Origin of the sequence: Pseudidiomarina marina (assembly GCF_044807045.1) — a bacterium.
In the GTDB taxonomy this organism is placed as follows: Bacteria; Pseudomonadota; Gammaproteobacteria; order Enterobacterales; family Alteromonadaceae; genus Pseudidiomarina; species Pseudidiomarina marina.
The window spans coordinates 1,561,558-1,580,011 of sequence record NZ_CP085233.1 but is presented as its reverse complement, the minus strand read 5'-3'; the positions used below and the strand labels follow the sequence as shown (position 1 = coordinate 1,580,011).

Sequence of the window (18,454 nt, the reverse complement as noted above, 5' to 3'; positions counted from 1 at the left end):
GAACCTAAAAAGTTAAACAACCATGCATTCAGTATAGTCAATCGTTATAAATGGCAACCTCAGCTGGCGCATTACCTATACGTTGCGCGCGGTACATACCCTCGGTATTAAATGGCATATGCACATTGCCATCTTTATCGACAATAATGACACCACCCGTACCACCTTGCGGTAGCAACACATCATGAATCACGGCATCGCCCGCGGTCACAACATCAACTTGCTGATATTTCATGCGCGAACAAATGTCAGCTGCGACATGGTAACGAATAAAGTATTCGCCATGCCCTGTTGCAGAAACCGCGCAACTTTCGTTATCAGCCCACGTGCCTGCGCCAATAATCGGTGAATCACCTACACGACCATAGCGCTTACCAGTCATACCGCCGGTTGAGGTGGCTGCCGCTAGGTTTCCATGCTTGTCACGAGCCACAGCACCAACCGTACCGTATTTAAAGTTATCGTCCATGGTAACCCAAGCTTGTTTATCGCGCGGGTTGCCCACTTGCTCTTTCATGCGCTGCAACGCTTGGTAACGGGCTTCGGTGTTAAAGTAACTATTGTCGACTTGTTCAAGGCCTTGCTCTCGCGAAAACTGCTCGGCACCTGCACCACTTAGCATGACATGCACCGATTCTTCCATGACCTTGCGTGCCAGTGCAATCGGGCTTTTGACTGTTTTAACGCTCGCAACCGCTCCCGCTTCGCGCGTTTTACCATCCATGATTGAGGCATCAAGTTCATGTTCACCGTCCCAGTTGTAGACAGCCCCAACGCCAGCGTTAAATAATGGTGACGCTTCCATAATCTGAACCGCAGCAATCACAGCATCCATACTAGTACCACCATTCGCTAATACGGCATGCCCAGCGTTAATCGCCTCATTTAATTTTGCTTTATAAGCACGCTCACGCTCTGGCGTCATGCTTTCACGAGTAATCGTGCCAGCTCCACCATGAATAGCGATTGCAAAGGTTTCATCGGCGGCTTTTTTACCATGGTCGTCAGCAAAAGCATTGTTGGCTGTAATGCCAAACAAACCCATTGCGGCAATTAGTGCGATACGTTTCATAAAAACCTCGTTGTTCGTTAATCGATAATCGTTATTCGTTATTCGTTATTCGTTATTGGTTACTCGATACTAGCAGAGTTCGGTTCTTTGAATACAGTTGTTCTAACGCTCGTGTATTTCGTTTTACCGCTTTTAGCTTTCCCGAATAACGAATAACCAATAACGAATAACGCCTTTTCTCTTGTTTCCGAATAACGCCTTTGTTTTATTACTTCATTCAGTTAATCTGAAAGTAAGAATTTCAACAAAAACATCACGGATCTTAAATGACTCAGCCGACCTTCTATTGGCACGACTACGAAACTTGGGGTGCGAATCCACAAATCGATCGACCAGCACAATTTGCTGGTTTGCGAACCACCCTAGATTTTGAACCCGTTGGTCGACCGTTAACGATTTATTGCCAACCCACACCTGATTTTCTGCCGCATCCACAAGCCGTTATGATTACCGGTATTACGCCGCAACATGCATTGGCGCAAGGGATGAATGAATCGGCCTTTGCTGAGAAAATTGCGGCACAGATGAGCGAGCCGAATACAACGATTATTGGCTACAACAATATTGCTTTTGATGACGAAGTTACGCGGCATTTGTTTTATCGTAATTTTATCGACCCCTATGCGCACACTTGGCAGGATAATAATTCACGTTGGGATCTCATTGATCTGATGCGTGCGTGTTACGCATTGCGCCCTGAAGGCATTGAGTGGCCTTATCATGACGACGGACGGGTAAGCATGCGCCTTGAGGATCTTACTCGCGTAAATAACATTGAGCACGGTCAAGCCCACGATGCCATGGCCGATGTGTATGCCACCATTGAAATGGCAAAAAAAGTGAAGCAAACACAACCGCGATTATTTGACTATGCCTACAGCATGCGTCGTAAGCAAGCGGTGAAAGACTTAGTACAACTCACCACCTTTGCACCTCTTGCGCATGTCAGCGGTTTTTATGGCGCTCAAAATGGCTATCTTAGTGTGATTATGCCCCTTGCCTACCATCCTGAACAACCCAACACGGTGGTGTATTGGGATCTTCGTTGTGATCCACGCGAACTGATGTCACTTTCTGAAGATGACATGATTGAACGGCGATTTACACGGCGTTCGACGCTTCTAGAACACAATCTGATGCCGTTTGGCGGTGGTCAATTCGCACTCAATAAATGTCCGTTCATTGCACCGCTGAAAGTGATCGATGAATCCGCACAGTCGCGCTGGCAACTCAACTTAGCGCAGCTCGAACAAAATCGGCAGTATTTGATGACTCAGCCTGAATTACGTGAACGTATTGTGGCTGCGTGCACTTATGCCCGAGAGTTTGAAGCCGTTACCGACCCTGATTTGATGTTGTATAGCGGTGACTTCTTCAGCGATCAAGATCGCTCAAACATGGCTATCATTCGGGCAACCGAACCCGACCAACTCGCTGGTCTTGAGCTTAATTTTGCCGATGCACGCCTCAGTGAAATGTTCTTCAGATACCGTGCTCGTAATTTCCCAAGCACTTTAAATGATAGCGAGTTACATCGTTGGCGGGCATTTTGCCAACAGCGCTTGCTTGAACCACCTGGGCGGGCCCTAAGTGCCGAACAATTCATGCAAGAACTTGAGCAAGCAAGTAGTCAATATGCTGACTCTGCCAAACATATGCGATTACTCAACGACTTGTATCGCTACGTACAAAGTCTTTAATTATCAACAAATCACGAGATAGCGTCATGAACCAAACGGCGTTGCATTTTGATTATATTATTGTCGGTGGTGGCACGGCTGGCTGCGTTCTTGCCGAGCGCTTATCAGCTTGTGGCAACTACCGCGTTGCTCTATTTGAAGCGGGTGGCGAAGGTCAATCGCCGTTTAGCGACATGCCCGGCGGCGTTATTCGGTTTATGCATAGCAAAGCCTTTAATTGGCTATATCGTAGCGTTGACAAGGCGCCGCTGCGTAATGGCAAGGGTCTCTATACCCCGCGCGGCAAGGGTCTCGGCGGTAGTAGCTTAATTAATGCCATGATTTATACCCGTGGTGTTGCGAGTGATTACGACCATTGGGCCGCGGTCAGTTCAGCTGACTGGCGCTGGCAAAACGTTCTTGAACGCTTTCGTAAACTTGAATGCAATCAACGTGGCGCCAATGAATACCATGGTGCTGATGGTCCGCTAAAAGTCAGTGATGTTCCGGTTTATTTTAACGCCGCACAAAAGTTTGTCGAAGCTGGCGTTGCTGCAGGTATTCCATTTAATTCAGACTTTAATGGTGAACAGCTCTACGGTGTGGGGTCATTTCAATTCACTATTTTTGAAAACGCTCGTTTCAGTGCACGAAAAGCCTTCCTCGACCCTGCGCGCCAGCGCTCAAATTTAACGGTATTCACGCACAGTTTGGTGGAGCGCATTACAGTGGAAGGTTCGGGTGGAAATAAACGCGCCAATGGCATTCAATTTAGCCGACGAGGAAAATCCTACGTTGCCACCGCGCACCGCGAGGTTATTATTGCTGGCGGCGCAATCAATTCACCGCAATTACTATTACTCTCAGGTATAGGACCCAAGGCGCAGTTGGATAAGCATGGCATACCCGTGGTCGCCAATAGCCCTGAGGTTGGTAAAAACCTGCAAGATCATGTAGACGTGATGATTCATTATCGGAATCAGCTTAAAGATGGCATCAGTATTACGCCTCGCGGTGCACTGAAGATGGCAGCCGCTTGGTGGCAGTATAAACGTCACAAAACGGGCCCCCTCGCAGTTTCGCCAGCGGAAGTTGGTGGCTTTATAAAAAGCCACCCTAAGCTTTCTGATCCTGACCTTCAATTACACTTTGTTTCAACACGATTTAACGATAGCGGCTGGGATTTATGGCCAGCATTCACGTACGGCTACGCTTGCCATGTTTGCGTATTACGACCAAAAGCTCGTGGTGAGTTACGTCTCGCAAGTCGCGACCCGGCTCAACCGCCACATTTTGAATATAACTTCCTCGACAATGAGGCCGACAAAGCGGCTCTACTCTCCGGGGTTAAACAGGTTCGAGAAATCATGCGACAAGCGCCGTTGCAGTCACACAATGGCGGTGAGGTTTGGCCAGGCGAAACGAACTCTGATGAAGAGCTACTTGAACGAATTACGGCGAATATCGGCTTGATCTACCATCCCACCAGCACCTGTCGCATGGGCAACGATGCCAATGCAGTGGTTGATCCGCAGTTACGCGTCAATGGCGTGAGTAACTTACGCGTCATCGACGCGTCGATAATGCCGACTGTGGTGAGTGGAAACACCAACGCACCAACCATGGTGATTGCAGATATTGGCGCCGATTTTGTTCTCGCCGACGCCAAATCTGTGGTGAACTAAATCAATTAGTGAATTTGTTTGCCGAAGCGCGCAAAGAAGCGCGCTAAGGCTGGTATAAGAATTAACGCACCCAACATGTTCCAGAGGAACATAAAGGTCAGCAAAATTCCCATATCGGCTTGGAATTTAATCGGCGAGAAAATCCAAGTTGCAACACCAATCGCTAGGGTCAAACCCGTGAAGCCGACAGCTTTACCGGTGCTATCCAACGCATACTTGTAACTGTCGTTCAGGTGCATGCCTTGTGCCAAGCCTTCACGAATTTTGGTGTAAATATAAATACCGTAATCCACACCAATACCAACACCCAGTGCAATCACCGGCAAGGTGGCGACTTTCACACCAATGCCCAGCACCGCCATTAAGCCTTGACTCATGATAGTGGTTAACATGAGCGGCAGAACAATACAGGTGACTGTTCGAATGCTACGGAAGGTTATCAAACAAAGCACAATAACCACCCCGTAAACCCACAGCAGCATTTTCGTTTGCGCCGATTCAATCACCGAGTTGGTCGCAGCCTCAATCCCTGAATTACCTGCCGCCATCAGCAATTCTAATCCTTCTTGCTGATACTGTTGATTGAAGGCATTCACCGAGGCGACAACGGTTTGTAGGGTTTCAGCTTTGTGGTCGTTTAAATAAATAATAATGGGTGCCATGGAGCAATCAGGGTTGATTAATCCTGGTGGTGTACGACCGGTATTCGCATTCAATACATATTGATTGCGGTTCAGGCTAAACCATTTCAGGTTACCCTCATTTAATCCAAATGACCCCATTTTCGCGACATAAACAACTGATTTCACGTCTTGTACGCCCGGCGTATTTTCCATATGCCAGCTAAAACGATCCATCAGTTCTAGGTTGTCATAGGCAATACACTGACTGGGCGCAGTTTCAGCCATAACCACAAAAATGTCGGTACTCGAGCTGTAATTATCAACAATGAATTGATTATCTAAGTTGTAGCGACTATCAGGACGTAACTCTGGCGCACCAGCATCTAAATCGCCAATCTTCATTTGTTGACTGTAAACCAGCCCCCATGTCAGACCAACTAATGCGACTATTAGCGCGCTGTAAGCCCACTTTGGTTGCGAGAAACGACCAAAGAAAGCCAGCATTGGATGTTGTTCTTCGCGGGTGGCACGCACGTAATCCACGCCTTTTACCGACACGCCAGTGTACGACATGATGATTGGCAACAGACCTAAGTTGGTCAATACCACAACCGCAACACCAATACTTGCGGCAATTGCTAGTTCTTGAATTACTTCGATGTCAATAACCATCAATGTGGTGAAACCAATTGCGTCAGAAATCAGTGCAGTTAAACCAGCGATATATAGTGAACGGAAAGCTAATCGACTTGCAGCGAATTTATCGTGGCCATCAACACGGTTGTTGCTAATCGCATTAATAATTTGCACGCCGTGGCTCACACCAATGGCGAATACTAAGAACGGTACAAGCATGGAGTACGGGTTAATTCCCGAACCAATCAATTTGATAATACCGAGCTGCCACACAACGGCGATAATCGAACACGACAGCACCGCGAAAGCGCTTCGCCAGCAACGGCTATACCAGAACAGCATTAATAAGGTGATCACAATCGCAATCACAAAGAACAAGCCGACCTGATATGCACCTTCAATGAGATCACCAATAACTTTGGCGAAACCCGTAATATGAATTTTAACGTTCTCAGTTTGATACTTATCGCGAATGCGTTCTTCGAGCTGCTGCGAAAACTGTTGGTAATCTAAAGCTTCACCAGTATCTGGATTCACCTCATTCAGCGGTACCAAAATCAAAGCTGATTGAAAGTTGTTCGCAACTAAGTTGCCCACTTCGCCCGAACGCAACACGTTAGTGCGCAGTTGATCTAAAGAATTCTCGGAGGCATCCCAGTTATCAGGAATAACCGGCCCACCCACAAAACCTTCTTCGGTTACTTCGCTCCAGCGAACATTGGGCGTCCAAATACTTTTTAAGCCACTGCGGTTTACACCCGGAATAAAAAATACTTCATCGGTAATTTCTTGAAGTGTTTTTTGAAAGTCTGCGGTAAAGATACTGCCCTCAGTGGTTTCAACGGCGATACGTACCACATTACCTAAGCTAGCGAGATCTTCTTGGTGCTTAAAATAGTTTTGTATAAATTCATGTTTGGTCGGGATCATTTTGGTGAAGCTAGCTTCAGGACGAACCTGACTAGCATGCCACGCTAAAAACGCAGTTAAGACTGCGAAAATCACAAACCACAATGGACGAAAATTGAAGAGCGCGCGCTCTAGCCACACACTTTTTGACTCAATAGACTGTTCAGACATGCTGCTATTGTTCCTTTATTATTCTTGGGTTTGTGCTGAAGATTCGAAATCTGTAATTTCGAGAACGCCGCGCTGACCAACCACCGTCAATCGACCGTCGCCATGCGCAACGAGATCGGTAAGCGCCGCGCCAGAACTATGCGTCATCTGCTTAATGTTCCCCGCGGCATCAACCCAACCGATAACGCCAGCATTTCCTACCAAGTAAACACCGCCACTTGGTGCATCTACTACAGAATTAATGTTCACGTTGTCAGGCAATTTGATTTGATTAAAGCTGTCACCTTGATCATCGCTGACAAAAATATTGCCGCGCAATCCAGCTACCCATAGACGGTTCTGGGTATCGATGTGTAAACCAAAAAACGACCCGTAATAAGGTGAATCAAGTAAATCCCATGAATCACCCATATCTGCGCTACGGAAAATCTGACCACCCTCGCCTGCAATATAAACATATTGCTCATCTGAGGTGAGCGCATTCAAATGAAAACCATCAAGATTAGCTAAACGCTCATCAAGAATCTCCCAGTTTTCACCACCATCGCGGGACCGTACCAAGGTACCGTAGGCACCCACAGCAAAAATCACATCACGATTAACCGCCCGAATATCGAGAAAAGGTTTTGTAGGACCTTCCTCTTCAGCAACGAAAGCCATATCTAATAAGTAGGTTGCATTGTCTAATTCAAACGCAAGCTCATCTTCACGCTCAACGTTTGAGCCATCGAGTTGTTCAAGTTCTTCAGTAAGTTCATCAACAACGATTTGGAAGTGTGCTTTTTGTAATTCAGTAAACTCAAAACCATCGAGTTGAAGTTGCCATGTTTTACCACCATCGTTTGTGGCAGCAATCACGCCATGATGACCAGCGGCCCAACCGTGATCGGCATCAACAAAATCGACCGACGTAAATAATACACTGGTTGGCATATCTGCTTGTTGCCAGTCACTCTGGCCTGGCTCACGGTACAGAACTACCCCGTAATCGCCAACGGCAACCGTATAATTCGAAGTTTGGGTGATTTCGGTAAGCACCGCTCGTGGTGCTTTTGCGGCCTTCATTGCTGGTGCATTAATTACTTCATAATCAGTAATCGTGTCTGCATTAGCAAACCCAGGCGCGCCATATAAGGCTGCGATTACTGCTGCACCAGCATAAGCTGTCGCTTTTATCATGGAACCCTCGTAAAAATTTTGAGTCTTATATCTTGTTAAATAGTTGCAAATTTCCCATTCGCGATACATGCTATGGAAAAATAACTAGAGGTCAAACCAGCTGATACCTTACAACGAACGCTGTTTTAACGCTAGTATCAGTTGGCCATTTAAATTTGTTAAGTTTTGATGTAGCTTTATTGCGGTAAAGCAAGCATATCAAGAACAACAAGGAAAAGCACAATGAATAAAATGATGCTAAAAGCCGGTATTTTTGCGCTATCTGTTGTGTCCGCTACGGTCATGGCAAAAGTTAGCCCAGAAGAAGCGGCGCGTTTGGGGAATGAACTAACGCCAGTAGGTGCTGTGAAAGCAGGCAATGCTGACGGCTCTATCCCTGAGTGGACAGGTGGTTACAGCAAGCAAGCAGATGGTGAAGCGCCAGAGCGACCAGCTGATCCGTTCGCTGATGAACAACCACTATATACCATCACCGCTGAAAACGTTGACGAGTACAAAGACCTGCTGTCAGCTGGTCAAATGGCAATGTTCAAAAAATATCCTGATTACAAAATGCATGTGTACCCAACGCACCGCACTGCTGCCTATCCGCAAGACGTGTATGACGTCATCGCGAAAAATGCGGCAAATGCTGAACTGGTTTCTGGCGGTAACGGCTTAGCCAACTTTGAAAAACACGTACCTTTCCCAATACCGGCCAATGGTCTTGAGATAATCTGGAACCACATTACTCGCTATCGAGGCGGTGCTGTTCAACGCTTGGTGAACCAGTTCCCAGTTCTTGAAAACGGTGATTTTGTTCCGGTATTACTGCGCGAATCACTGGTATTCCCTGAATATTTGAAAACCGGTCGCGAATCTGCTGATGACAACGTGTTGTTCTACTTCTTGCAAGAAGTATTAGCACCAGCACGTATGACCGGTACCGTGTTGCTTGTGCATGAAACGATTGACCAAGTAAAAGAATCACGCCGTGCGTGGTTATATAACGCCGGTCAGCGTCGTGTTCGTAAAGCGCCATCGGTTGCTTATGACGGTCCAGGTACTGCATCTGACGGCTTACGTACTTCTGACGGCCTTGATATGTTCAACGGTGCACCAGATAAGTACAACTGGGAACTTGTTGGCAAGAAAGAAATGTTGATTCCATACAACAACTACAAGTTGATGGATACCAGCTTGTCATATGACGACATCATCGGCCCAGGTCACATGAACCAAGACTACGTGCGTTATGAAAAGCACCGTGTTTGGGAAGTGAAAGGGACTTTGAAAGACGGCGAGCGTCACATTTACGCAACACGTCACATGTTTATCGATGAGGATACCTGGACAGCGTCTGTAATTGACCATTATGACGGCCGTGGCGAGCTATGGCGTGTTGCTGAAGCTTACAACACTCAGTTCTACTATCACGATACCCCGTGGATGGCAGCTGAAGCATTGTATGACTTGAACTCAGGTCGTTACATTCTGCTTGGTCTGGCGAACGAAGAAAGTGAATACATGAACTTCGATATCGAGCCAGTACGTGGCGACTTCTCTACCGGCGCACTCCGTCGTATGGGTATTCGCTAAATCCAGCATGGCCTCAGGCTTAAAGAAAACCCCAGCTTTTGGCTGGGGTTTTTTATTGGCTGATATCAATTGGGTTAATAGCAATTATTTTTCGAGGCGCGCCAATAAACTCGATGTATCCCAACGAGAGCCACCCATTTTCTGTACTTCAGCGTAAAATTGATCAACTAATGCCGTCAATGGCATGCTTAAGCCCTGACGTTCCGCTTCACTGAGCGCAATTTTCAAATCTTTACGCATCCAATCAACCGCAAAACCATGCTCATAATGTTGTTCCCACATGGTTTTATAACGATTCTTCATTTGCCATGAGCCAGCCGCACCTTGGCTGATCGCATTGATTAAAGTGTCAGGGTCTAAACCAACTTTGCGCGCTAGCTGCAGGCCTTCTGATAAACCTTGAACTACCCCAGCAATACAAATCTGATTCACCATTTTGGCCAACTGACCGTGACCTGCTGGGCCCATATATTCCCGAGTTTTGGCGTAGCAGGTGAGCGCTTGATTAACTCGGTCAAACGCTTCTTTGTCGCCACCAATCATAGCTGTTAACACGCCGTTTTCGGCGCCCTGCTGCCCACCCGAAACGGGGGCATCTAAAAAGCCAATACCGCGTTCATGACACGCTTGAGCAAGCTCTTTGGCAAGTTCAGCCGAGGCTGTGGTGTGATCAATGAGAACACTTCCTTGCTTCATCGTAGCCAAAACACCGTTGTCACCATAAACCACACTACGAACATCGTCGTCGTTGCCAACGCATAACATCACAAATTCAGCACCTTCAGCGGCTGCTGCGGGTGTCTCGGCAAATTCACCGTGATAGGTTTGTGCCCATTTTTGCGCCTTCGCTGTGGTTCGATTATACACCTTGGTGGTAAAGCCACCTTGTTGCAGGTGTCCCGCCATCGGATAGCCCATCACGCCTAAACCAATAAATGCACAGCTGCTACTCATGAATTATCCCCTTTCGTTATCTCAAAAAATGGTACTGACACTAAAATAGTTACGGTTGCGATAGACACCGTTGCAGGTCCTTGAAAGTAAATATCACCATCGAGTTCAAGAACATGCTCCGTATCGCCAAGTTGAAATTTATTGCCACGTTCAAAGTCGATACTCGCCGTGGTTTCAATACGCCCTCTAAGAACGTTCAGTAAGGCTTTGACTTGTCGCCAGCGCGGCATTTTCGGCACCCGAATGCGTGCTAGCATGGCACTGCGTCTATCGGCCTGTGGATGGACTAAAAAGCCACCGCCAATATAGCGACCTAACGCCACAAATTGACCGTCATCCCAATAATTGCCGCGGCGTACGCGCGAACGGCTTGTCATTGAGCCGAACAGATAACGGGCCAGCGCAATCAGGTAACTTAAATGCCCTGCACTTTGCTTTAACCAATGCGGCTGTAGGCGCATGAGGTCAACGCTTAAGCCTGTTCCGACGTGGTTAACGAAATAGCGACTTTGGTCATTCGATTGCACATAGCCAACCGCTTCAACTTGCGTTGCGAACTCCGCCTTCATGCGCCAGTTCCAGCGCTTCAAGTTGTGATCTCGAGCAAAGTCATTGCCAGTGCCAACTGGTATCACCGTCAGAGCTACCTGCCGGTGCCGCTCAGCTTGAACCAGCGCATTCACCACAATATTAATGCTACCATCACCGCCTATCACCACGCATTCTTGAGCGCGCTCGCTCACCTGCATCAATTGTGTTTGATCGCGTACTGAACTAGCTGAGCTTGGTAATAAGGTCACGTCACATGCACCACTCACAAAAAATGTCTGATAGCGATTAGCCAATCGCCGCGCACGTTGGCTCAGTTGATTGTAGTAAATGACAACCTTGCGTTTAGCTTCCGTTCGTTCAGAGTTCGGGCGTTCAGGCATGTTCAATTTGCCAATGTAAATAACGACCGATATCAACGAACGGTGATTGTTGGTTATACCGAAGTTCGAGGGCGAGCAATTCTTCAAAACGTTTCTGATCATCGCGGTTTCGCAAGTAATCATGAAAACAGCGCACGCCAGTGCGTTGCGTCACTTTTAACTGCAATGCCTCGAGCCATTGGCGCATTTCATTCGGATTAATTGGCTGTTGCGGGCTCATTCGTACGGTCTTTTTCACGGATAAATCAGCTTGCACATAATCGAAGTTGCCAAAAATTATATTCGCAAGAATCTTGGCGTCGCGGTTGTAAAACATCAACGATAAACGCCCGTTGGCATGCATTAATTGCTTTAATGTGACAAGCGCTTGTTGTGGGTCAACCAACCACTCTAATACAGCATGACAGAGCACAATGTCATAGCGCTGCTGTAGAAGCTCAGGCAAGCCCTGTAACGGCGCTACATGATAGGTGTAATGCTGTGCCAACCCATGCTGCTCGTGCAGTGCCTGTGCTTCACCGACTATCTCGGCGGAAATATCTGTGTGCGTCACCTCACAGCCCGCTTGCGCAAACAACATCGACAGTTGACCTAACCCACCGCCAACATCCAACACCCGTAATTTCGCGGCGTTGCCTGGTTGCGGTAACCAGGCTTGCAAATCACGTTCGAGCACTGCAAGACGCAACCTACCTTTGTTGGTGGCATAGATATTGCGCGAAAATTTTTGCGTGATGCCCTCAAAGCTTTGATCACGTTTGGCCATTACGCAGGGTTCTCAATATCAATGAACACATGAACTAAGCCAAATTTCTCGGCTAAATGCTCGCCCAACGCGCGAATACCATAACGCTCAGTAGCGTGGTGCCCCGCGGCAAAATACGCTAGGCCCTGCTCTTGCGCACTGTGTGTGGTTTGCTCAGATATTTCGCCACTTAAAAAAGCATCAAAACCGGCCGCAGCGGCATGATCGATATATCCCTGTCCACCGCCGGTACACCACGCAATTCGAGAAATCGGCTGGTCACAGTCGATCCGTACAGTTAACGGACGCTGTAAACAACGACCGATATGCTCGCCAAGCTCTTCAGAAGTTATCGGCTGCGGTAAAGTGCAGCCCATCACGACGCCTTCTGGATCCACACTCAACAGTGGTTGAGGTTGCGGCCAGCCAAATAATTCTGCCAACTGTGCGTTATTACCAAACTCTGGGTGCACATCCAGCGGCAAATGATAACCAAACAGATTGATATCTGCTTGCAACAACGCCTGAATACGACGCTTCTTCATTCCGGTAATCACCGCGGGCTCACTTTTCCAAAAATAGCCATGGTGCACCAAAATGGTATCCGCGCCCTGTTCTATGGCGGCATCAATCAATGCTTGGCTAGCGGTCACACCAGTGACAATTTTGCGGATGTCTTGGCGACCTTCAATTTGCAACCCATTCGGACAATAATCACGAATGCGATCGATTTGTAATAATTCACTGAGATAATTCTGAAGCTCGGAACGTTGCACAATGTCCTCGTTTCTGCTGAAAATTTGATGATACGGTGTGTTTTTAGCATATATTTTGGACAATTAAGTCAGACATTAGACAATATGCTTAAAAAACGGTATAAAAATGAAACACACACACATGATAACGCTATAGGATAGTCTCCATGAGCAAACTTGATAAAGACCAAGTGCTTGCTGATTTTACTGCAGCATACCAGCAAGCTCACGGTAAAAAACCAAAAATTGAAGCAAAAGGCGGCTGGTACAGCGTTGATGGCGGTAAAAATGTGCGTCTTGCACAACTTGCCGAAGAAGCTGAAAACTTAGCCGGTGGCGCCGCGAAAAAACCAGCGGCAAAAGCTGAGAAAAAGACTGAGAAAAAAGCGGAACCAGCGAAGAAAGCCGCACCCGCTAAAAAAGCAACAACGAAAGCAGCACCGAAAGCAGCTGCCAAGTCTGATACAAAGGGTGCTAAAGTTGCGAAATCTGCGAAAGGCGGTTTGACAGCGAAGGAATTATGGCGCCAACGACTTGAGCAAGACAGCACGTTATCACGCCTTCCTCGTGGCTACGATTAATTGTTAACGCACACAAAAAAAAGGGACGATATCGTCCCTTTTTTATTGCATTTATTTCTTACCGATGTACAGCGTAATTTCGCCAACGGGCAGGCCGAACTTATACATTTGCGTACGATTGATCATATTATCTTCATCAACCAAGTACAGCCAATCATCAAGTTTTACTGAAAATGGCTCGCCATCGCGCTCAATAATCAGTGTATAGCTCCAATTTAAGACGTTACCTGCGGTTGTGCCCTCAGCAACACCTTCAACGTCACTAGCCCGTCCTTCGTAGCTGTTTTCACCAATTTTTGTAATGTACCAAATGCGCTCTTGCTCACTACCATCGGCATAATAGAATTGCTCGTCTAGCACCCCTTCGTTGCCATCCCAAGTGCCCTTTAAGTCAGCGCGAAAACGCTGAATAACTTTACCGCTATAATCTTGCACCATTCCGTAAGCAACTAATTCGCCATCAAAGAACTCTTCAAGTTTTAACTGCGGTTCTTCGCCTTGGTAATCTTCAATATTCGCGGAGCAACCAACCAAAAAGCTGAGTGCACTCGCCGCCGCCAGCATCTTTAGAAATTTCATCATTGCACTCCTATTAATTCGTCACGCTCTTTTTTAAAGCGAGAGTTTTTATCAAGCCAGATAGCGAGGAAGTCGTCAGTGAACTGCGCTGAATTAATTTCTCCGAGTTCGCCTGAAGGTCCGAAAAATTTGGCATGCCCCTGCTCAGTTTCAAGCAAAGTAATACAATCGCCCTCTTTCACATTTGGCCACATCTCACGCAGGTCATCGAGCCACTGCTGGTGTTCATCACTCATCGTGATACCCAGACGCTCCCATTCTTCGGCCGTCGTATCAACTAAGTCGCTTGCTTTGATATCGCGCAGGTAGCTCAACTGCAAGGCGCGCTGTTCGGCGCTGTCTAGTGAGCCCGTGTCGGTACGCAACTCGGCATCATAAACATCCCAGAACCAAACACTGAGACGGGTTTCGCCTACTTTTTGTAACGTCTCAAAAGCATCAACTGAGCATTGCGATGCGAGTGCGGGCGAACTAAATCCACCCATAACGAATGCCGAAGAAACAAATAGCCCGTTTCGTAAATAAGCAAATAACTTGGTCATGATGTACCTCCTCGTTGGTTAGCTCGCGGTTTTCACAAAACGCGGCATTAACCAAGCAAATAACACCATATATACGGCCCACAGCGCCGCATAGATTACCCACAGCTGCCACTCAGGTGAATTAAGTTCAGCAGCACCCAAGCGTATACCAATCGCGTAGGTTAAAGGTCCGGAGGCGATGCCGAGTAAAGCCCCCCATAACGGCCGCCCGGCTAAGCCGCTAAGCGTATTCATAAGCATGCCGACAAAGCCAAGCCAGAGTAAGATAAGCCAAACGGGTAAAAAACCGCCACTGAAAGTAAGAATACCAACAGCAACCACGGTCGCCTCGAGCGCTAAACCTAACAGCACAAGAATAATATAGAGTGTCCAATTAAACTCGCTACTCCGGATGGCTAAAACCACTTGAAGTGCCACTAAGATGACGGTTGTGATCAACCAATCGGCGCGACCTGCAACAGCGCTGAGCCAGACTAAATCAAATAGAAACAGTCCGGCCAGTTTAGGCAGCCAGGTACGAGCAACCTGGCGCGATTTCTCATTTAACGACACTGTGGTTTGGTTGCCACAAGTTGCACCGCCGATACGGTGCGCTCACGGAAACCACCTTCGCAATAGCACAAATAATAGTTCCACATTCGACCAAAACGCTCATCGTAACCATGTTGCATCAATTGTGGATGGGCATGGTTAAATTGCACACGCCAATCAGCCAAGGTTTGCGCGTAGTCATAACCAATATCATCTATGTGACGAATGACCATGTCGGTTTGCTCGGTAAACATTTCCGCCATCATCGTTAATGACGGCAAAAAGCCACCCGGGAAGATATATTTTTGAATAAAATCAACAGAGTTGGCGTAACTCTTCATGCGCTGATCGGCAATGGTAATCGCCTGCAACGCCATCTTGCCATTTGGCTTTAGTAATCGATTACAGGTTTTAAAGAAAGTTGGCATATATTTACGACCAACCGCTTCAATCATCTCCACCGATACCAATTTGTCGTAAGTACCGGTTAGATCGCGGTAATCTTCTTTGAGTAGCGTTATCAAATGGCCAAGGCCCTCGCGCTCAATGAGTTCCTTTGTATAACTAAACTGCTCTTCTGAAATCGTCGTAGTCGTTACTTTGCAGCCATAATTTTTCGCTGCAAATACCGCAAGACCACCCCAACCGGTTCCAATTTCAAGCAAATGATCAGCGGCCGTTAACTCAAGACTGTCGCACAAGCGCTTCAGTTTATGCTGCTGCGCTTCGGCAAGGGTTGCATCTTTATCTGGATACACCGCACTTGAATACTGTAACGCTGGGTCTAAAAACGCCTGATATAAATCATTCCCTAAATCATAGTGCGCTGAAATATTCTCTTTCGCTTGGCGTTTGCTATTGTTGCGACGCCAGTGCTGAAATTTTTGAATTGGCAATAAAATCCAACTGAGTTTGGCTTCAGCCGCATCGAGAGCCGGCAAATTGCGCGCAAACACCTGAATAACATGGGTTAAATTAGGGGTCGTCCAACTTTCATCCATAAACAATTCGGCCGCGCCAATGCTGCCACCGAATAAAAAGCGACGATAGAAGTCAGGTTTCTGAATATCAATTTCGGCTTTTAGTGTGTTTTTTTCAGAGCCGAAACGGCCAACGACTTGACCACGCTCTTTCACCACTAAATAGCCTTCGGTTAACCGGCCAAGCAAGCTCAACACGGTCTTTCGTAATACTTTATCGATACTACCTAAATCGTTCTGCATAACCGTCAATGCATTCTCTTTGTACATTAGAACAAACCCTTATTTAGACTTATCGGTGTTGGGATGTGTGTACACTGGTGTGCCCTTCAACCACAACCGTAACGCCTGCCAATAAATGGCACTCACTGTGCCCAACGTATTAATTGGATACCTTAGTAATACGTTACGAATGGATTTCGAGTTCAATTCAACACGCGTTAATTTTACTGTGGCACTAAAGTCGCGCTTTTTCGCATGCACATCGAGATGCACCATAGCGTGGTGCCCCGGCGTAGGCTGTGGCGGAATCAGTTGCCAGTGGTAGCGCATATCGATTGGATTAAACGGCGATACATGGAAAGCTTTGTCATGCACTAAAGCCTGCGATAAATCCAGCGCATAATAGTGACGTTCGTTCCATGGTGTATTACTGACTTCAGCTAGCATGTAGCTGTAATCGGTTTGGCCTTCAGGTTGCACGAAGTAACAATTCAAGGGGCTAAAATATAAACCAAACGTGCGTACGGCGCCGAGAAAAAACACCCGGCCTTTTATTTCATGCCCAGTTAGCTGGGCAAGCTTATCGCGCACAGCTTGCGCTAAATCGCCTTGGCTGCCACGTAGGTAATCCTTGCGCCGAAACCATAACGGCGCAAAGCCCCGAGTAGAAAACCACCGACTTTGTGCGGCAACTTGGTCGAGTTCATCAAGGGCAAGCCACCACTGCGCAATGCTATAACTAAATGCATGTTGTGTGGGGCGGTACCGTGCGTGATGCACGTGCCCTTTTAAAATCGCGCTAGTTAACATCCCAGTCAATTCCTAAGCGTCTAGCCACATCAACTGCACTGCGCACGCCATCTTCGTGAAAACCGTTATACCAGTAAGCGCCCGTGAAGTGGCAATGATGATGCCCGCAAATACGCTCGCGTTGTGCCCGCGCTTGCATCGATGCCACGCTATATACTGGATGGGCGTAATGGTAAGTTCCCAAGATTTTCGCTGGTTGAATAGCCGACGTGTTATTTAGGGTCACGCAGAATACCTCCGGCGCTTCAATGCGCTGCAAGATATTCATATTATAGCTCACCGAGCTTGGTCGAGTGCGTGCATCGTCATCGTTGTGTAATAAGTAATTCCAACTCGCCCAAGCACGTTTACTGCGCGGCAACAAACGTACATCGGTATGCAACACCACCTCGTTCATTTGGTATGGAATATTGCCGAGAACGTGTTGTTCAGCCTCAGTTGGTTGCGCCAACAAAGCAAGAGCTTCATCACTATGGCACGCGAACACCACTTCATCGAAATCTTGCATGCTGCCATCGGCAAATTCGAGGGTAATAGCACTTGCGCGTTCAGGTAATTCACGATGTACCGCAACAATCGTCGCGTTAAGCGTGATGTTATCGGCAAAACCAGCCGTGAGCGGCTTAATGTAGGCACTTGAGCCTCCAATAATGGTGTGCCATTGCGGTCTATCCGCGACATTTAACAAACCGTGATTGGAGAAAAACCGTAAGAAAAAACCGAGTGGAAAAGCTTCAGCTTCTTTTAAGCTGGCGCTCCATATCGCGGCAACCATTGGTAACAAGTAAAGTTCACTTACTTCGTGCGAAATGTTCTGTTGCTGTAAAAACTCACCAAGCGTTAGTTCATCAAGGTTCTCGCCACGTTCGTATGCTGCTTTGGCTGCTTTGTTAAAGCGTAAAATACCGTTAATGAGTCGATAAAATTTTGGTGAAAATAGGTTTTTACGTTGCGCAAACAAGGTATTGAGGTTGTGGCCGTTGTACTCTAATCCAGTGTCTGGATCGCGCACACTAAAACTCATTTCGGTATCTTGCCAAGCCACATTAAGTTCGCGCATGAGCGCACGAAAATAAGGATAAGTACGATCATTAAAAACGATAAACCCAGTGTCGACCGCGTAATTTTCGCCATGAACGTTGACCGATACCGTATGGGTGTGCCCACCAATATAATCATTTTTTTCAAATACTTGAACATCATGTTGCTTGTGCAACAAATAGGCCGAGGTGAGGCCCGCAATACCTGAGCCGATAATGGCAATCTTCATGCAACTACTTCTCCGTGAGAA

Annotated in this window: 17 protein-coding genes; 4 read left to right on the top strand and 13 right to left on the bottom strand. The window is 47.1% G+C overall.

Features of this window, described 5'->3' with window-relative positions; translation table 11 throughout:
• Positions 1-37: 37 nt before the first annotated feature.
• The gene (locus LG272_RS07460; RefSeq protein WP_126758724.1) at positions 38-1,072 is read right to left on the bottom strand and encodes an isoaspartyl peptidase/L-asparaginase family protein; all 1,035 of its coding nucleotides are present in this window, start codon (positions 1,070-1,072) and stop codon (positions 38-40) included.
• Positions 1,073-1,338: 266 nt separating this feature from the next.
• Between LG272_RS07460 and sbcB the strand changes: the two genes are divergently transcribed.
• Together sbcB and LG272_RS07450 are read left to right on the top strand one after the other, a co-directional pair.
• The gene (gene sbcB, locus LG272_RS07455) at positions 1,339-2,772 is read left to right on the top strand and encodes an exodeoxyribonuclease I (protein WP_404407690.1); all 1,434 of its coding nucleotides are present in this window, start codon (positions 1,339-1,341) and stop codon (positions 2,770-2,772) included.
• A 26-nt stretch (positions 2,773-2,798) separates the two neighbouring features.
• Positions 2,799-4,436, top strand: coding sequence for a GMC family oxidoreductase (locus LG272_RS07450; protein ID WP_404407688.1), 1,638 nt, complete (start codon positions 2,799-2,801; stop codon positions 4,434-4,436).
• 5 nt (positions 4,437-4,441) lie between these two features.
• Here the strand turns inward: LG272_RS07450 and LG272_RS07445 are convergent, their stop codons facing one another.
• The gene (locus tag LG272_RS07445) at positions 4,442-6,775 is read right to left on the bottom strand and encodes an RND family transporter (protein ID WP_126758721.1); all 2,334 of its coding nucleotides are present in this window, start codon (positions 6,773-6,775) and stop codon (positions 4,442-4,444) included.
• Positions 6,776-6,793: 18 nt separating this feature from the next.
• On the bottom strand, positions 6,794-7,954 hold the full coding sequence (locus tag LG272_RS07440) for a YCF48-related protein (protein ID WP_198678547.1): 1,161 nt from the start codon (positions 7,952-7,954) through the stop codon (positions 6,794-6,796).
• A 222-nt stretch (positions 7,955-8,176) separates the two neighbouring features.
• On the opposite strand from LG272_RS07440, the gene LG272_RS07435 reads away from it, so the two are divergent.
• Positions 8,177-9,532 carry a DUF1329 domain-containing protein gene (locus LG272_RS07435; RefSeq protein ID WP_404407685.1) on the top strand — a complete coding sequence of 452 codons (1,356 nt, stop codon included), beginning with the start codon at positions 8,177-8,179 and terminating at the stop codon, positions 9,530-9,532.
• 84 nt (positions 9,533-9,616) lie between these two features.
• Here the strand turns inward: LG272_RS07435 and LG272_RS07430 are convergent, their stop codons facing one another.
• The 4 genes from LG272_RS07430 to LG272_RS07415 are packed head-to-tail and all read right to left on the bottom strand — an operon-like array spanning position 9,617 to position 12,939.
• Positions 9,617-10,486: an NAD(P)-dependent oxidoreductase gene (locus LG272_RS07430; protein WP_404407683.1), complete on the bottom strand. Its 870-nt coding sequence runs from the start codon at positions 10,484-10,486 to the stop codon at positions 9,617-9,619.
• Positions 10,483-11,418: a diacylglycerol/lipid kinase family protein gene (locus LG272_RS07425; protein WP_404407681.1), complete on the bottom strand. Its 936-nt coding sequence runs from the start codon at positions 11,416-11,418 to the stop codon at positions 10,483-10,485. Before LG272_RS07425 ends, LG272_RS07430 begins: the two co-directional genes overlap by 4 nt.
• Positions 11,411-12,184, bottom strand: a complete 774-nt coding sequence (locus LG272_RS07420; protein WP_404407679.1) for a methyltransferase domain-containing protein — start codon at positions 12,182-12,184, stop codon at positions 11,411-11,413. Before LG272_RS07420 ends, LG272_RS07425 begins: the two co-directional genes overlap by 8 nt.
• Complete coding sequence (locus tag LG272_RS07415; RefSeq protein WP_126758715.1) at positions 12,184-12,939, bottom strand: Nif3-like dinuclear metal center hexameric protein; 756 nt, start codon at positions 12,937-12,939, stop codon at positions 12,184-12,186. Before LG272_RS07415 ends, LG272_RS07420 begins: the two co-directional genes overlap by 1 nt.
• Before the next feature lie 146 nt (positions 12,940-13,085).
• Here LG272_RS07415 and LG272_RS07410 point away from each other — a divergent pair, with 146 nt between their 5' ends.
• A complete protein-coding gene (locus LG272_RS07410) occupies positions 13,086-13,499 on the top strand; it encodes a hypothetical protein (protein WP_404407676.1) in 414 nt (137 codons plus the stop codon).
• 51 nt (positions 13,500-13,550) lie between these two features.
• Here LG272_RS07410 and LG272_RS07405 read toward each other — a convergent pair whose 3' ends face one another.
• The 6 genes from LG272_RS07405 to LG272_RS07380 are packed head-to-tail and all read right to left on the bottom strand — an operon-like array spanning position 13,551 to position 18,433.
• Positions 13,551-14,081 carry a DUF3833 domain-containing protein gene (locus LG272_RS07405; protein ID WP_404407674.1) on the bottom strand — a complete coding sequence of 177 codons (531 nt, stop codon included), beginning with the start codon at positions 14,079-14,081 and terminating at the stop codon, positions 13,551-13,553.
• Complete coding sequence (locus LG272_RS07400; RefSeq protein WP_404407672.1) at positions 14,078-14,620, bottom strand: chalcone isomerase family protein; 543 nt, start codon at positions 14,618-14,620, stop codon at positions 14,078-14,080. The genes LG272_RS07405 and LG272_RS07400 overlap by 4 nt, the downstream gene beginning before the upstream one ends.
• Before the next feature lie 18 nt (positions 14,621-14,638).
• On the bottom strand, positions 14,639-15,172 hold the full coding sequence (locus LG272_RS07395) for a DUF2878 domain-containing protein (protein ID WP_404407670.1): 534 nt from the start codon (positions 15,170-15,172) through the stop codon (positions 14,639-14,641).
• Positions 15,163-16,401 (bottom strand): class I SAM-dependent methyltransferase, encoded by a 1,239-nt coding sequence (locus LG272_RS07390; RefSeq protein WP_404407668.1) that lies wholly within the window; start codon positions 16,399-16,401, stop codon positions 15,163-15,165. The genes LG272_RS07395 and LG272_RS07390 overlap by 10 nt, the downstream gene beginning before the upstream one ends.
• A gap of 12 nt (positions 16,402-16,413) precedes the next feature.
• On the bottom strand, positions 16,414-17,163 hold the full coding sequence (locus tag LG272_RS07385; RefSeq protein ID WP_404407666.1) for a DUF1365 domain-containing protein: 750 nt from the start codon (positions 17,161-17,163) through the stop codon (positions 16,414-16,416).
• Positions 17,153-18,433 carry an NAD(P)/FAD-dependent oxidoreductase gene (locus LG272_RS07380; protein ID WP_126758710.1) on the bottom strand — a complete coding sequence of 427 codons (1,281 nt, stop codon included), beginning with the start codon at positions 18,431-18,433 and terminating at the stop codon, positions 17,153-17,155. The genes LG272_RS07385 and LG272_RS07380 overlap by 11 nt, the downstream gene beginning before the upstream one ends.
• Between the last annotated feature and the right edge of the window lie 21 nt (positions 18,434-18,454).

What these genes read in the sequence shown, in the direction of transcription:
- LG272_RS07430 (WP_404407683.1), bottom strand. Translation starts at nt 10,486, where the DNA reads ATGAGTAGCAGCTGTGCATTTATTGGTTTAGGCGTGATGGGCTATCCG.
- LG272_RS07435 (WP_404407685.1), top strand. Translation starts at nt 8,177, where the DNA reads ATGAATAAAATGATGCTAAAAGCCGGTATTTTTGCGCTATCTGTTGTG.
- LG272_RS07385 (WP_404407666.1), bottom strand. Translation starts at nt 17,163, where the DNA reads ATGTTAACTAGCGCGATTTTAAAAGGGCACGTGCATCACGCACGGTAC.
- LG272_RS07390 (WP_404407668.1), bottom strand. Translation starts at nt 16,401, where the DNA reads ATGTACAAAGAGAATGCATTGACGGTTATGCAGAACGATTTAGGTAGT.
- LG272_RS07425 (WP_404407681.1), bottom strand. Translation starts at nt 11,418, where the DNA reads ATGCCTGAACGCCCGAACTCTGAACGAACGGAAGCTAAACGCAAGGTT.
- LG272_RS07450 (WP_404407688.1), top strand. Translation starts at nt 2,799, where the DNA reads ATGAACCAAACGGCGTTGCATTTTGATTATATTATTGTCGGTGGTGGC.
- LG272_RS07380 (WP_126758710.1), bottom strand. Translation starts at nt 18,433, where the DNA reads ATGAAGATTGCCATTATCGGCTCAGGTATTGCGGGCCTCACCTCGGCC.
- LG272_RS07420 (WP_404407679.1), bottom strand. Translation starts at nt 12,184, where the DNA reads ATGGCCAAACGTGATCAAAGCTTTGAGGGCATCACGCAAAAATTTTCG.
- LG272_RS07410 (WP_404407676.1), top strand. Translation starts at nt 13,086, where the DNA reads ATGAGCAAACTTGATAAAGACCAAGTGCTTGCTGATTTTACTGCAGCA.
- LG272_RS07460 (WP_126758724.1), bottom strand. Translation starts at nt 1,072, where the DNA reads ATGAAACGTATCGCACTAATTGCCGCAATGGGTTTGTTTGGCATTACA.
- sbcB (WP_404407690.1), top strand. Translation starts at nt 1,339, where the DNA reads ATGACTCAGCCGACCTTCTATTGGCACGACTACGAAACTTGGGGTGCG.
- LG272_RS07405 (WP_404407674.1), bottom strand. Translation starts at nt 14,081, where the DNA reads ATGATGAAATTTCTAAAGATGCTGGCGGCGGCGAGTGCACTCAGCTTT.
- LG272_RS07400 (WP_404407672.1), bottom strand. Translation starts at nt 14,620, where the DNA reads ATGACCAAGTTATTTGCTTATTTACGAAACGGGCTATTTGTTTCTTCG.
- LG272_RS07445 (WP_126758721.1), bottom strand. Translation starts at nt 6,775, where the DNA reads ATGTCTGAACAGTCTATTGAGTCAAAAAGTGTGTGGCTAGAGCGCGCG.
- LG272_RS07440 (WP_198678547.1), bottom strand. Translation starts at nt 7,954, where the DNA reads ATGATAAAAGCGACAGCTTATGCTGGTGCAGCAGTAATCGCAGCCTTA.